At 37.3% G+C, this 16,606-nt stretch carries 8 protein-coding genes; 5 read left to right on the forward strand and 3 right to left on the reverse strand.

Translation table 11 applies throughout. From position 1 onward, the window contains the following. Positions 1–1,384 precede the first annotated feature (1,384 nt). The 3 genes from AC3EA5_RS07345 to AC3EA5_RS07355 form a co-directional block, all read right to left on the reverse strand. Entirely contained in the window at positions 1,385–1,567 is a 183-nt protein-coding gene (locus tag AC3EA5_RS07345) for a hypothetical protein (RefSeq protein ID WP_394188652.1), read from the reverse strand. Between the two features lie 108 nt (positions 1,568–1,675). Then, positions 1,676–1,837, reverse strand: a complete 162-nt coding sequence (locus AC3EA5_RS07350; protein WP_488607729.1) for a hypothetical protein — start codon at positions 1,835–1,837, stop codon at positions 1,676–1,678. Positions 1,838–3,495: 1,658 nt separating this feature from the next. Beyond that, positions 3,496–4,320, reverse strand: coding sequence for an MBL fold metallo-hydrolase (locus tag AC3EA5_RS07355; protein WP_488607751.1), 825 nt, complete (start codon positions 4,318–4,320; stop codon positions 3,496–3,498). Positions 4,321–5,881: 1,561 nt separating this feature from the next. Between AC3EA5_RS07355 and gltB the strand changes: the two genes are divergently transcribed. The 5 genes from gltB (at position 5,882) to AC3EA5_RS07380 (ending at position 16,571) form a co-directional block, all read left to right on the forward strand. Then, a complete protein-coding gene (gene gltB, locus AC3EA5_RS07360) occupies positions 5,882–10,468 on the forward strand; it encodes a glutamate synthase large subunit (protein ID WP_488607730.1) in 4,587 nt (1,528 codons plus the stop codon). Between the two features lie 22 nt (positions 10,469–10,490). Continuing rightward, positions 10,491–11,978: a glutamate synthase subunit beta gene (locus AC3EA5_RS07365; RefSeq protein WP_488607731.1), complete on the forward strand. Its 1,488-nt coding sequence runs from the start codon at positions 10,491–10,493 to the stop codon at positions 11,976–11,978. A gap of 318 nt (positions 11,979–12,296) precedes the next feature. Continuing rightward, positions 12,297–13,595, forward strand: coding sequence for an NCS2 family permease (locus AC3EA5_RS07370; RefSeq protein ID WP_488607732.1), 1,299 nt, complete (start codon positions 12,297–12,299; stop codon positions 13,593–13,595). A 493-nt stretch (positions 13,596–14,088) separates the two neighbouring features. After that, positions 14,089–15,933 carry a GAF domain-containing sensor histidine kinase gene (locus AC3EA5_RS07375; protein WP_488607733.1) on the forward strand — a complete coding sequence of 615 codons (1,845 nt, stop codon included), beginning with the start codon at positions 14,089–14,091 and terminating at the stop codon, positions 15,931–15,933. Beyond that, positions 15,930–16,571 carry a response regulator gene (locus tag AC3EA5_RS07380; protein WP_488607734.1) on the forward strand — a complete coding sequence of 214 codons (642 nt, stop codon included), beginning with the start codon at positions 15,930–15,932 and terminating at the stop codon, positions 16,569–16,571. Before AC3EA5_RS07375 ends, AC3EA5_RS07380 begins: the two co-directional genes overlap by 4 nt. Positions 16,572–16,606 lie beyond the last annotated feature (35 nt).

Raw genomic sequence — 16,606 nt, forward strand, 5'->3', positions numbered from 1 at the left:
TTCCGATTTGTTTAGGAAGATAGGGAGGCAAAATTCTCATTTTGCACACCATTTACCTAATAATAAGAAAAAGCCGATCACCGAAGTGAACGACTTTTTTGGAAGAACCCTTCGTTCCTTAAGGGTTCTCGTGGGTTTGGCACCCAATAATTCCGACTGGGTTCGAACAAACAACCTTCCACCCTAACTAGGTTTTGGCGTATATAACAATCGACATAATTGGATGTCAAAACTAAATGACGAAAACGTTGAATCACGTTTGCTATCGTAGTATAGCATGGGAGTAGATACGAAGCAATGAGATATCTTACAAATGCGATATAAAAATAATACAATACCGAATAAATTGGTTTTAGCAAAGAGATAGGAAAAAATAACCCTGAAACACAAGATGTTGGAAGTGAAGATTAGAACTGACATACAGAATTCATATGGGTATTTCTTTAATGGCTTAGGCTTTATCACACAGGATGGGATCTCTTCCTCTTTTGCCGAAATAATCGAATTCTTTTTCATTTTGCTGTCGATTATTTTTACGATTCATTAATTTGGAGAAATCTTATACTTCAGCAAGATTTTATAACAGATTTTATAGCCTTTTTCTATTTATTAATCTCGCAATATATTTTGCGTTCTTTGAAAATTCTTTGTCTTAAAGCACTTTTTCTTTAAGACAAAGAAGTAAGCATTTATTATTCTTTTATACATGGTCCAGAAGTCCAGCAAGGGTTATCTGCGGCGAAAGCAGCTGATGGAGCAATTGCTAAAAGTGCTATGCAAAAAGCTGACAAAATAATTTTCTTCATAATATACACCTCCTTTTCCTAATATTGTTAATTATTGTATCACGTATGAGGAAATAGTGAAAGTCTATTAATAATAAATTATCCATTAATGTATAAATTTATATTTTTAATATATAAATGTAATAATTGTATGAACTTTTCTCGATTCTTATCTTTAGTAATTAATCCAAGTGTAAGACTACGAGACTAAATAGGGTCTAATCAACTTTACTTATTATTTTTCTGAGTTTTTACTTTTCTAATAAGGCATTTATGTTGGATTTTTCGGTTTTTTAATTGTTTAATAAAACTCGAAAAATTTATTGTACTGACACATTATTAAAATAAAGATAAGCGCAAGCTCTATTTTATGTAATATTTTGGAGTTGAAAATAAAGTTATTTAAAAAAGGAATGTATTGATTTTAGTAGTAAAAATTTTGCATGGTTAAATGATCGTTTCGAAGTTTCTTAGCAATTAAATGTTCCTAAATAAAAAAAGGTATCATCTAGACTAAAGATGATACCTTTTGGAAATGTGCTGTATAATATTAAAAATGTACTAGATAGGGTCTTCCATTATCGACGTATAAAATGCAATCAATGCATTCCATTCCATTCTCCTTGGTTTTTGGATGCTTTTTCTTTTTTGGCCTTTTCTTTTTTTGCTCGATTTGCATTGGCACTGCCAAATTCTTTAGAGAATTCAGAATCTGTTTTGCTGGAGTCAAAACCTTGTTTATTCTTTTGGTCTGCGTCATTTTTCTTAGTCCGTTTCGCCATATTTATCACTCCTTTTTTTTATTATGAGAAGTGTAGGGCGAACTATACATGTTAGCTTTTTGAATCTAATTATCATTTTTTTATTAGTGAAACAAAAACTCTGTAGGATTAATTCAATTTCGTATTTGTTTTATATTCTTGATCAAAAACCAAAGTTACAGCTTCAGTTAGGAAATGAATATCATCTAGTATTTGTTCTCTTATATTATGATTATCGCATTTGTAATAATCGTCGACTAATTTAGTTAATTCATAAGAAATAAGGTTCATAGGAATATTCTCCTTTTTTTAACTCCTAACAATATACATACCCATTTTAATGTTAAATAGTCCTTTTTTAAAAAATAATTCAAAAGAGCTGAACTACTTTATTGTAGAAGGTATGGTAAATAAAGAAAAAGCATCATCTCCGAAGAGATGATGCTTTTTAGAGAAACCCTTGTTTATAAAGGTTTCTTACGGGTTCTAGACCCAAAGAACCCGACTGGGCTCGAACCAGCTACCTCCACCCTGTCAATTTTGTAACCCTAAAATAACCTGGATAAAAGTAGATCATTTAGGTTAAATAAGTCTGATTTAATAAGGTTTTAATGACTGAGTTAATCAATTGAGTTAAATAAGATAAGTACAGAAAATTAATTATGCGGACAAATTGCGGACAAAAAAGTATTCAGGTGGTCTGTATTACTTTTTTGAATGGTACAGTATATAACAGGTCAGTTTAAAAATCCCAACTCATAATCCTTTAAATTGAAAAAACACCATCTCAAAAGAGATGGTTTTTTTTGGAAGAACCCTTCGTTCCTTAAGGATTCTCGTGGGTTTGGCACGCAATAAATTCGACTGATTTCAAAACAATAACTTCAAACTGACAATCTAAATTATTGGATGTCAAAACTATAATACGTTCGGAAACTTATAATTCACTACTGCTATCCTAATAAAGCATAAAGTAATACAAAACAATGTGTAATTATACTCTATAGAATTTAAAGTGTGAGCTAGTGAATTTCAAAACGATAGCCATTTCCAAATACAATGATTAGGTAGCAATAAGCAGGAGAAACCTTGTTGTTAAAAATTTTCAAAGTCTCACCATCTTATTAACTGGTTATCATCACATCTAATCTAAGTTTTACTTTACCTCTAAGTTCTTAGAGATAAAAAAACATTTAAGAGAGTTGTTGTTTAGCATTATATAGGTTGCAATTTTTAAAATTATTCACATTATATTCGAGCCATTTTTCTTTTTCACTCTCTACTGATCGATTTTGCTATTCAAACCAAACAAATGCACATTCACTACAATTACTTTCGACACCAATATTATTGTTCATATCTCTTCGTGTAAATAAGGTTTCTTTCCTACAGTTGTAGCAATAAATTACTTTATCATCACTCTTTATCATAATTTTTTCCCCTCCAATATAAATATTTATTGTCTATAACTTGGTTATTTATTCTTTAACCAAATAGTTTCAATAAATAAATTGGACTGTTAATAACTTTTAGATGTAGTATTCGACAAATAAAGCTGTACTACCCACTCTATTTCTCAAATTAACTCCGAATGCATACACATTTAATTCATAATATACTGCAGCTTAAATTTACCTCAAAAAAAATGCAATCTTTTTAAACACGATTATTGTTACATATCCATAAGTATTCAACATTCGACACCTAAATAATATAAGGGTTAATTGGGTATTTATGTTAAAGTGAATTAGGGTATGTGAATGCGTTCACTTAAACTAACTGAGCAGTTTAGTTGAAGAAGAGAAGATGAGTTTTTATATAGCATTTGAACAATAATACGAAGCATTTATACTAAGAAACGCTCATACATTATCGACTAATTAAAAGCCACCTCATTTCGAATAAATGAGATGGCTACTGTTTATATTTGATTAATGTATTCTATCGAATTATTGTGAATGAATAATTTGGTCATTCACAAATGCTTTTATGAAAAATAATTCATTATCATTAGGGTCCCTTTTGTTTTCTGCCTTAAAGGACACTATCGCATTTTCTAGTGAGGTGGACTTTACAACTTGACTTGCTGTTGTTAACTCTTCCAAATATATATTCATTTCATTTGAATCACAGATAGATTCATGACCAAGTAGAAACATATCTGCATCATATTTTTGAATGTCTTTAATCATAGGCAATAACAATGATTGCTTGTAGTGAAATAAAGAATTTGTGGTTGTACCATATGCACAATCACCTAAAAATACAACTTTCTCATCAGGAATATAAATGATTGTAGAGTCATCTGTATGAGTACTTTTGATACATTCGAGAATGCAAACTTTATTACCTAAATCAATAGTTAATGTATCTTCAAAGATTACATCTGGAGATTTTAGCTTAAAACTGACTCTGTTTGGCATATCAGTTTGTATAATCTTCATACACATAGCACTAATCTGATTAGTGGTCACATACTTTTGTAATGAACTATCGTCATAGGACAAACTTTGCCATTCTTTTATCATTTCGTTTGTTTGACTATTAACTATTACAATTGCATCAAATTCATTCATTCCTAGAAAATGATCCCAATGTGCATGGGTAATAACAACATATTTAACTGGTGGTACATTTAACTTCTCGATTTCTAGTAAAAAGTCCTTAGCATGCTGAGGAGAATTACCAGAATCTATTATTAGACTATATCGGTCACCACATACCAGTCCTAATGTTGGTCGTTCTCTATCATCTTGATTAGATAAATAATAAATAGTATCACTTAATTTATTTTAAGATTTTCTCAATTATTTTTTCACCATTGGACTTGTACCTCCTTGTTTCACCAAGGTAAATTATAACATAATCCGAACTATAATTTAATAAAATTCTGAATATTAATTATATTTACATCAGTTAATTATAGTTCTTAGTTCGAACATACTCTTTATAATAGAAGAGAAGGTGCTTGTTCAACTAACGAGTGCTTGTGCGGCCGAGCCTAGGTCGTATCATATAACGGGTGGGATTCCCGTCGAGTAAGAACTAGCCATTCACTCGTAGCGAGTCTTGGAGGGCTAATGGTAACAGTAGCCTTTAAGCGTAGACAGTTAGGTGGCGGGCCGAAAGCCAAATGGTTGAAGGGATTGAGCTCCAAAATGTTAGTAAACGAGAGGGCTGATGCCTTACCTGCGGCAGAAAGCTACATTTTATCCTTCGCCAAAGGCAAGAAGGATAAAACCTCTCTGGGGTCAGAGACCTTGGCACGTCACACATTGGTATGATACGGCAACTCGGGAGACCCTACCGGTCTTTTCTTTTTTTTTAGAAGAGTATGGTTTACAAGCGATAATAAGCAAGGAAACCAAATGCCGTTGTAGGGAGTCGGATAGCAGCGTAGTACCAATGAAGTTGGGTAATGCCGATGGAGGAAAGGCTGCTACCAAGTGATCACCCTCACTAGGGACACATTTACTACACACAGCGGTAGAGATAATAAATGTAAACTAAACTATTGAGGATAGCAGAATCAGTGTGAATGATGATTTGGAGGAGCCGTGTGCGTAAATAGCGCAAGCACGGTTCTGTGAGGGGGAGGAACACAATCTACCGTAAGGTAGAGAGGTTCCCTTCTACTCGACTAGTTCAACATTGTCCTATAAGTAAAAGGCGTGGAGCAATATGTCTCCAAGCCTTTTTTGTGCTAACTTACTTTGTAAGATATTTACGAATCAAAATGAGTTAAATGCTATAAGCAAGTTTTATTAGATGTTTGTACTTCAAAAAAAAATCCGTTAATATCTTCCCCCTAATTATACATTTTTAGTGAATTTCTACTTCCTATAGGTGAAGGATTGAAGTGGAAGACGGCGACTCCTGCGGGAATAGCAGATGTTTTCTGCACCGAAAGCGAAGCGGCAGGTGCATGAGCTGAAGGCCTCGCAGTGCGAAGCGACGAGGAGACTGAAGACATGCCCGCGGAACGCGTCCGTCTAAAACGGAAATCAGCCACTTCTTATTAATAGAGAAATGATTAAGAGAAAACAATGGAAATTCGAAGCATATCGAAATAAGACATTGCATAAACTGTGAGTATTTATTATTGATCCTCGTATGGATGGCTTAACTTAATCCTTGTTTTCATGAGCATTTTCAACGTTTTTTATTTAAAAGAGATTCCTTAATTAATCAACGTTGATAGCGTTTTCATTCATTAAAATTAATAAAAATGCACATTATTTGTTGTCAGAATTTTATGTGAACGGTGATTTTGTGATATACTTGTTCGATATCTATAGAGAAATCTTTCAAAGATAAAGAGAGAGGGGCGATGTCATGATAAAGACTGGATATCCAGTTCCGCAAGGATTGTATGACCCAGAGCAAGAACATGAGGCATGTGGAATTGGCATGATTGCAAACATTAATGGCAGAAAAACACATAGTATCGTTCAACATGCAGTAACCATCCTCTGTAATATGGAACATCGCGGAGGTCAATCCGCAGATACAAGTACAGGAGATGGAGCGGGTATTTTAACGCAAATTCCTCATCGCTTCTTCCAAAAACAATGTGAAAAAGAAGATATTATTTTACCAAGAGAAGGCGAATATGCGGTCGGCATGGTGTTTCTACCAAAAGATCACGAGATTCGTATGAAGAGTAAAGAAATTTTCGAGCGAATTATTGCCGAAGAAGGTCAAGCATTTCTTGGATGGCGACCAGTGCCCATCAATGATTCGTTTGTTGGAAAAGTAGCAACGAAAACAAAACCTACGATTAGACAAGTATTCATACAAATGTCTTCAGATTGCCAAGATCAACTGGCGTTTGAACGAAAATTATATATTATCCGTAAACGCATTGAGCGCGAAATGGCCGCGTTTAAAGGATACGAAGACGTATACATCTGCAGTTTATCAACCCAAACCATTGTCTATAAAGGCATGCTTATCCCCGAACAACTAGATTCCTTTTTCATCGACTTAAATCATCCAGATTTCAAATCTGCATTAGCACTCGTACATTCTCGATTCAGCACCAATACCTTCCCAAGTTGGAAGCGCGCACATCCAAACCGTTACACCATTCATAATGGAGAATTTAATACATTACGTGGCAATGTGAATTGGATGCGAGCACGTGAACAAATGACAGAATCGGAATTTTTCAATCAAGAAGATTTACAAAAGGTTTTGCCGGTCATTGATGCGGATGGTAGTGATTCTTCCATGTTTGATAATTGTTTTGAATTCCTACACTTGTCGGGGCGTTCAATCGCTCATACAGCGATGATGATGGTACCCGAACCTTGGGCAAATGATCAGACAATTATTGAAGAAAAACGTGATTTTTATGAGTACCACAGTACATTGATGGAGCCTTGGGATGGACCAGCTGCATTGGTGTTTACAAATGGGAAACAAATCGCTGCCACACTTGACCGCAATGGTTTAAGACCCGCGCGTTATTACGTTACGAAAAGTGGCATGATTGTCCTAGGTTCAGAAGTTGGGGCATTGGATATTTTCGCGGACGATATTGAATACAAGGAACGATTAGCACCAGGAAAAATTCTTTTAGTCGACCTAGAAAAAGGGACGATTATTCCAGACGAAGAAGTTAAACTGCAAATTGCTTCAGAGCAGCCCTATAAAGAGTGGCTGAAGAATATGACCAATCTCGAAGACTTACCTGAAGCGAGTGAACAGTCACATGTTTACGTTGGCGAACCATTATTACAACAACAACTTGCTTTTGGTTATACACGGGAAGAACTAACGAAGATTATCAAACCTTTAGTGCTTGAAGGGAAAGACCCAGTCGGATCGATGGGGTACGATTCTCCGTTAGCCGTTTTATCGAAAAAACCTCAATTGCTATACAACTATTTTAAACAACTGTTTGCGCAAGTTACGAATCCACCCATTGATGCAATTCGAGAAAAAATTATTACGATGGTCGATACAACAATCGGAGCGGAAGGTAATTTGGTTAACCCGAATGCAGAAAGCTGTCGCCACATTCGACTGAAGACACCGATCTTAACGAATCGACAATTAGAATCTTTGCGCCAACAGCAAGTAGAAGGCTTTAAAACTGCCACATTTTCGATTCTTTTTTCTGCCAATAAAGAACCGGGCCAGCTTGAGCACGCATTAGAAGAACTCTTTGTAAAAGCGGACCAAGCGGTAAATGAAGGAACCACTTTGCTGATTTTATCGGACAGAGGGGTGTCTGAACATCAAGTAGCTATACCTGCATTACTAGCAGTTTCGGGCTTGCATCATCACTTGATTCGCCAAGGAACACGCACAAAAGTAAGTATATTGCTTGAATCAGGTGAACCAAGGGAAGTTCATCATTTTGCAGCTCTTCTAGGTTTTGGTGCGGAAGGAATAAACCCGTATTTAGCTTTTGACTCGATTCGTGAGTTAATGGTGAAAGGCGAGCTTTCAATGCCTTCACTCGAACAAGCAGAAAATAACTATATCCATTCCGTTACGGATGGCATTATTAAGGTGCTTTCGAAAATGGGGATTTCCACCATTCAAAGTTATCGTGGTGCACAAATTTTTGAAGCCGTGGGCATTCATAGAGATGTCATTGATAAATATTTCACGAGAACCTCTTCTCGCCTAGGCGGAATTGGTATGGACTTAATCGAAAAAGAAGCACTTCTTCGTCATGAAGTGGCATTTCAAGAAAACCGTGGTGGCAATAAAACCTTGGATGCTGGTGATGAGTTCCAATATCGTGCAAACGGGGAGGACCATCAATACAATCCAAGTACCATTCATACACTTCAACACGCTTGTCGCACGAATAATTATGAGGTCTTCAAGAAATACACAAGCATGTTGACGGATGAAAAGGTAAACCTTCAATCGTTGCGTGGTTTATTGAAATTTAAAGAACGTCCTTCAGTTCCAATTGAAGAAGTTGAGTCTATTGAAGCGATTTGTGCGCGTTTTAAAACTGGTGCAATGTCATACGGATCGATTTCAAAAGAAGCCCATGAAGCGTTAGCGATTGCCATGAATCGAGTAGGTGGACGTAGTAATACCGGTGAAGGCGGCGAAGACATCGACCGTTTCACACCTGATGAGAATGGTGATTCTAGACGAAGTTCGATTAAACAAGTGGCTTCTGGTCGCTTTGGTGTGACGAGTCATTATTTAGTAAATGCAGACGAGATTCAAATCAAAGTTGCACAAGGGGCAAAACCGGGTGAAGGTGGTCATCTGCCAGGGAAAAAAGTGTACCCATGGATTGCAGAAGTTCGTGGCTCAACGCCTGGAGTGGAATTAATTTCACCGCCCCCTCATCATGATATTTATTCAATTGAAGATTTAGCAGAACTGATTCATAACCTGAAAAATGCGAATCCAAGAGCTCGAATTAGTGTGAAACTAGTGTCGGCAGTAGGTGTAGGAACGATTGCTGCTGGGGTAGCCAAAGGACGAGCGGACTTAGTGTTAATCAGTGGATATGATGGTGGTACTGGCGCGGCTCCACGCACCAGTTTGAAGCATACTGGCTTGCCGTGGGAAATTGGTTTAGCAGAGACGCACCAAACGTTGTTATTAAATGGACTGCGTGACCGAATCGTCATTGAGACAGATGGCAAAATGATGACAGGACGAGATGTCGTATTAGCGACACTACTAGGTGCAGAAGAATATGGATTCTCCACCGCACCACTTGTAGTTTTAGGCTGCGTTATGATGCGCGTGTGTCATATGGATACTTGTCCAGTTGGCGTCGCAACTCAAAACCCTGAACTCCGTAAAAAGTTCACAGGGAATGCAGAGCATGTTGCGAACTTCATGCGTTTTATTGCCATGGAAACAAGAGAACTGATGGCGCAACTTGGTTTTAGAACGATTGACGAAATGGTTGGACGTACAGATGCACTTGAAGTGAATCAAGCAATTGATCACTGGAAAGCAAAAGATATCGATTTGTCTGCGTTGCTATATTCACCTAATTTACCTGCGAAGGTAGGACGTTATCATACTGTTGACCAAGATCACGGATTAGAGAAAACACTCGATTTCCAGGAATTGATTCCAAATTGTCGAAAGGCGATTGAAAATCAAGAACCTGTTGAATTTACAACCGCCATTCGCAATATAAATCGTGTAACTGGCACAATGCTTGGAAGTGAAATTACGAGACGCTACGGTGAAAAAGGATTACCTGAAGATACGATTCGATTGACGTTAAAAGGTTCAGCGGGTCAAAGCTTTGGTGCTTTTATTCCAAAAGGAATGACACTCAAGTTAGTTGGAGATTCAAATGACTTTGTTGGAAAAGGGTTATCCGGTGGGAAAATCATTGTTCACCCAGACCCAGTTGTAACTTTTGCGCCTGAGAAAAACATCATTATTGGGAATGTCGCGTTTTACGGTGCATCAGCTGGTGAAGCCTATATTCAAGGGATCGCTGGAGAACGTTTCTGTGTACGTAATAGTGGAGCAAATGTTGTCGTAGAAGGTGTAGGGGATCATGGGTGTGAATACATGACAGGTGGAAAAGTGGTCGTGTTAGGAACAACCGGTCGAAACTTTGCTGCAGGGATGTCAGGCGGTATCGCCTATGTGTTTGACGAAGATGGAACCTTCCACACAAGATGCAACACAGAGCTCGTTCATCTTCAAACGATGGAACACGAGAGTGAATTGCAAGATGTTTACAACATGCTAGAAAAGCACGTCGAGTACACAAATAGTGCGCATGGAAAACGGATTTTAGCTTACTGGGAGAAATACTCACCACAGTTTGTCAAAGTCATTCCAAAAGCGTATTTGAAAATAAATTCACGAATTCAAGCCCTTCAAGATGAAGGATTAAGCGTATTTGATGCACAAATGACTGCGTTTGATGAAAGTAACAAGGAAGCAGCTGGCGTAAAGTAGGTTAGCGGAAAGGAGGAGTGACATGGGAAAACCAACAGGATTTATGGAGTATGCACGACAAACACAGCCTGAAAGAACACCAATGGAGAGACTAAAGGATTGGCTAGATTATACGCTGCCTATGTCTGATACAGAAGTGCGAGAACAAGGCGCACGATGCATGGACTGTGGCGTCCCAACATGCCATACCGGAATGGAAATCAACCGAGTAACCACAGGGTGTCCAGTGAATCACTTAATTCCCGAATGGAATGATCTTGTGTATCAAGGGCAATGGAAAGAAGCACTGAAGCGGGAGCATGAAAAAAACAACTTCCCGGAATTCACGGGTGCCGCTTGTCCTGCACCTTGTGAAGGGGCTTGCGTGTTAGGCATCAATGAACCACCTGTAGCCATTCGGACAGTCGAACGCGCTATTATTGAAAAAGGATTTGAAGAAGGGTGGGTCATTGCAGAGCCTCCTGAAAAACGTACGGGTAAGAAAGTGGCAGTAATCGGATCAGGTCCTGCCGGTTTAGCAGCTGCAGCCCAGTTGAATAAAGCCGGTCATTGGGTCACGGTATTTGAACGCAATGACCGAGTAGGTGGACTACTTACTTACGGTATTCCAGAAATGAAAATCCCATACGAGATGGTGCAACGTCGTGTGAATCTTCTAGAACAAGAAGGAATCAAATTCGTCACTAACACAGAGGTCGGGAAGGACTACTCTGTTGAACAACTTCATCAAGAATTTGATGCGTCGATTTTATGTGGTGGTGCAACAGTTCATCGAGATGTTGCTGTTGAAGGTAGAGAGTTGAATGGCGTCCATTATGCGATGGACTTCCTTCATTCAAATACGAAAAGTTATCTAGATTCCAATCATCAAGATGGACAGTTCTTATCTGCAGAAGGAAAAGATGTCATCGTCATCGGTGGCGGTGACACAGGAACCGATTGTTTAGCGACTGCAGTCCGTCATAACTGTCGCAGTCTTACTCAATTTGATATTTACGATCAAAAGGGATCGATTCGTGATGACGTTGGCAACCCATGGCCACAATATCCGGTCATTCACCGAATCGAATACGGCCAAAAGGAAGCGGCGAGTAAATTTGGCGAAGACCCAAGAGCGTATGCTGTGCAAACAACGCGATTTGTTGGAGACGAACTTGGTCATGTGAAAGAAGTTCATACCGTAAACGTGAAGTTAAGAATTGACGAAGAAGGAAATCGAATTCGTGAAGAAATTCCAGGAACAGAAAAAATCTGGCCAGCCGATTTAGTGTTGCTCGCAATCGGATTCAGTGGACCTGAACAAGGACTTCTGCAACAATTAAACATCGAAACGAATTCCAATTCTACAGTGAAAGCAGAATACGGCAAATACGTAACCAACGTCGAAGGTGTCTTTTCAGCTGGAGACATGCGTCGCGGTCAAAGTTTAATTGTTTGGGCAATCAATGAAGGACGCGAAGTCGCAAGAGAATGTGATCGCTATTTGATGGGTGCTACAGTGTTGCCTTGATAGTAGGGTGAATAATGGCAGTGAGACGGTGGTCTCACTGCTTTTTGTGTTGAGGGAAAATCGTCTAACGCCAGAAAAAAGAGTCCAAACGCCAAATTAATCGACGGGAACGCCAAATTATTATCAGTTTGCGCTAGATAAAGTCACCCGAACGCCAATAAAACTGGAGGTAACGCCATATTATAAGTTGTACACAAAAGCCCATTCAAGAACTTTTACTTGACAGTATGGCGAAAAGTGACTAAAATCCTTAATGGCTCACCTGTTAATCAGGCAGAGCGGGTAGGGAGAGGGCTAATTAAATAGAAGGTTGAAGAAATGTTAAATTGGATCGATCAGTTTTTTGGTCTGCAAGAGAACGGAACGACTTTTAAGAGAGAAGTAATAGCGGGACTTATCGGGTTCTTTACGGTGGTTTACATTATTGCGGTCAATGCTCTTATTCTGTCCGAGGCAGGTATGCCGCTTGAAGCAGCCATTATTGCGACCATTGCAGCTTCTGTATTTGGATGCTTGCTAATGGGATTTTGGGGCAACGCTCCGATATTGCTCGTGCCGGGAATGGGAATTAACGCATTGTTTTCTTACACGATGGTCCAGTCGATGGGCTTATCTTGGCAAGAAGCACTAGCCGTTGTTTTCGTATCTGGTTTGATTTTTGTCGTTATCGCATTCACACGTTTTTCAAGCATGCTGAGTGTGGCGGTTCCTCATTCATTAAAAGAAGCGATTACGGTGGGACTTGGATTATTCCTTATGTTAATTGGCCTTGAAAAAGGTGGAATTATCGAAAAAGGTTCAAGTTCGATTTTAGCTTTAGGTTCCTTTGGTGAACCTCAAGTACTCGCGACGATCTTGACTTTTCTCGTGGCTATTATTTTGTTCATACGAAATGTGCCGGGGAATTTCTTGATCACGATTGTTGTCGGAACCATCATTGCTTCGTTATTTGGCTTGATTGATATTTCTCAAGAAAGTACTTCCACGTTATCATCTGCGGATGCATTCAGTGTATTAGGTGCTTTGTCATTTGAAAGTGTATTGTCTATGACGTTTTGGGTTGCGGTTTTCTCGTTAACGATGGTCATTGTATTTGAAAACATTGGTCTTGTTCATGGCCAAGTGACATTTATCAATCGTCCAGATCGTTTCAAAAAAGCTTTCCAGGCAACATCGATTTCCGCAATGACTTCAGGTGTTTTTGGAACAAGCCCAACGGTAGCTTCTGTAGAAAGTGCTGCAGGAATGGCTGCTGGTGGACGTACAGGACTAACCACTATTACAGCAGGTATGTTGTTTTTAGGGGCTGCATTCTTTATTCCGATGATTAAACTCATTCCAAATAGCGCAATTGCACCGATTCTTATTATTATTGGTGGCTTGATGGTGCAAAATATCCGCAACTTGGATATGAAGGATTTGAGTGAGAGCTTCCCAGCTTTATTTATCGTCGTGATGATTCCGTTTACGTATAGCATTGCGGATGGGATGGCAATTGGCTTCATTTTGTATCCAATTTTGAAAGTCGCGATTGGAAAATGGAAAGAAGTCACACCAACACTCTATGTCATTGCCGGTTTATTTTTAATGAACTTTGTTTTTCATGTGATTGGATAATAAACATAAGAAGCACACTCGAAATATGAGTGTGCTTCTTTGTGTGGTTTTTTTATTTCTATAAACATAAATTAATTACGTTAAATATTCTATTAAACCGAGACAACGTTCGCTATAGAAAATAACCCGCGGATGACAAATCAAAGGTATTACTTATTTATTCGTTTAAATTCTGAAGTTCATATTTATAAATAATGCATCATACAACATTGAACAAATTTAGTGAAAACAAAATAATATAATCCTTAAGTATTACATCATTTATTGCTTTTGCTGAATAGAATCCTATTCCTACTTTTGAGATAATGGATTGAAAAAATCTATTGTAGATTTTTACCCAGTATCAGTCAGTGACTCTCATTCGACTGGTCTGGGTTTTTCCTGCTATTTTCACATAACCGACATTATTCTGTAATAAAAAGTTTAAATGTAGTAATCTTATAAATCATTGAGACTGAAAATTATGAATATGGGGTATAGGAGATGGAAACCAATGAGTCATAGTGCTTCATCGCATCAAAATGAAAAATTAGCAAGATTGTTCATTATGTTCACGTCTATAATAGGTGGCATTCTTTTTATTCAATATGGATTGTTGAAGATAGGTGAATTAAAAACACCTCTGGTATTCGGATTTTTAGTCATTTTTCTCTTTATTGTTGAGTATTATCCAATGCCAGTAATGAGAGGCTTTTCTGTGATAAGTTTTCCGTTGGTTTATACGATTTATATCATACATGGATTAGGTTATAGCATAGTTGCATATGCCCTAGTTGTTTTATTAATAAATATCATAAAGAGACGCCCATTAAGAATTGTCCTATTTAACCCTGCTCAACTTGTTATTAGCTTTGTCATGGCTTATTTATTAGCAAAGTCTTTGCTCCCACTAATAACAGTAAATAGCACCTCCACATTGAGTATAAGTATTATACATTTTTCTTTTATTATTCTACCCTTCTATATTTTTAACAATCTTATAGTAGATTTAGTGCTGATTTTAAGACCTCAGCGATACACATTTGAAATTTGGAAACAAAAATACTTACAAGAGTTAATCAGTTTTATCGTTTCCTATGGATATCTCTACATATTTTTTGTACTAGGCAGTCAAAACAGAGGAGACATTGACGTAGTTTCATTTTTCTTCTTTTTCTCTCCATTAGTTGCATTCGCTTTACTTAGCTCGATTATCGTAAGATTAAGAACAGAGAAAGCAAGATTAAAAACGTTGTTTAATATCTCAACTGAACTCAACAAGAAAATCCCAACAGATGAATGGTTGAGTTTTTTAGAAAATAATTTGCCCGAAATTATTAATGTTGATGCTTATAACCTTTGGATAAAAGAAAGTAATTCATGGCAACTAAAGGTTGCTTCAGGGGTGCAGAAAAAATATCAAACTAATTTGGAAGATGTGAGAAAAAGCTTAAGTTCTATACAGGAGTTAACCATTTTTCATGATGCTAAAAAGAATGGAGGTCCAGCTATCGCTATTTTTGAGTCTAACGTTCGGACGTTATTATATGCTCCACTCATTTTAGATGAAGAAGTCGTAGGTCTTTTTATTTTTGGAAGAAATAGAACTCAAAGTTTCAATGAAGAAGATGTTCAACCAGTAGCTACGATTGCTAATCAATTGGCTGTTCTCATAAAAACAAAAATGCTTATTTCAGAACAAGAAAAAGCGATCATTTTAGAAGAAAGAAATCGGATCGCTAGGGAAATCCATGATGGAGTAGCTCAGTCACTTGCGGGAGCAGTAATGAAGCTGGAAACCGCAGAACGTAAATTTTCCAAGATGCCAGAAGATTCTTTTCGACTGATACAAGAAAGTAAAGAAAAGCTGCGACATAGTTTGAGAGAAGTAAGAGATTCAATATACGAACTCCGTCCATATCCAACTGAAAGAATCGGATTGCAGTACGCAATAGAGTCTCGTATAAAAGCAATACAAAAAGAAAGTGCGATAGAAATAGAATTAGCTTTACGAGGACAAGAATTTCAACTTAGTTCAATGGCAGAGAAGATTATGTTTGATATTTTTCAAGAAAGTACACAAAATGCCATAAAACATTCTGGCGCAAAGAAGATAGAAATATTATTAAGCTATCAAAAAGAACATGTGTTATTAAAAATTAAGGATGAGGGACTGGGCTTTTCTTTATTTCAAGCGATGGTTAAAGCTAGAAATGAACAACATTTTGGTATTTTACAAATGAATGAAGCAGCCGAAAGGATTCATGCAACATTACAGATTGACAGTAGAGAAGGAACGGGTACGGAAATAACACTAACCGTACCAAAGATGGGAATTGAAGGGGGGGGAATTGTTTGATTAGACTAATGCTAGTTGATGATCATGCAGTATTACGTGATGGATTAAAAAATATTTTAGGAATGGAAACGGATATTGAAGTTGTAGGAGAAGCCATTTCAGGAAATGATGCTATTGAAAAGGTGGAGTTGTATTTACCTGAAGTAATTTTAATGGATATCAATATACCTGATAAAAATGGAATTGAAGTGACAAAAATAATCAAAAAAAATCATCCAGAAATAAAAATTTTAATCTTAACTATGTATGATCATGATGAATATTTCATCTCGGCTATCCGGGAAGGAGCTGATGGATATTTATTAAAGGATGCTCCTTCCCAACATGTTGTCGATGCAATTCGTTCTGTTTCAAAAGGACAATCGGTCATTCATTCATCCATGACTAAGAAATTTCTTAATTTCAATCAACCAGCATCTGTAAATGAGAAAAATAAAAGTGCTTTGACAGAAAGAGAAATGGAAGTACTTAATTGTCTTGTCCAAGGTATGAATAACAAAGATATTGCTCAAGCACTCTTTATAAGTGATAAAACGGTTAAGATACATGTCAGTAAAATTTTCAAAAAGTTAGATGTAAAAAGTCGTTCACAAGTGGTAATATATGCTGTCCAACATCAGTTAGTCCATTTACCGTAATACTTTGGAATTAGTCAAGATAGTACATTTATTAT

This window comes from Paenisporosarcina sp. (genome assembly GCF_057785155.1).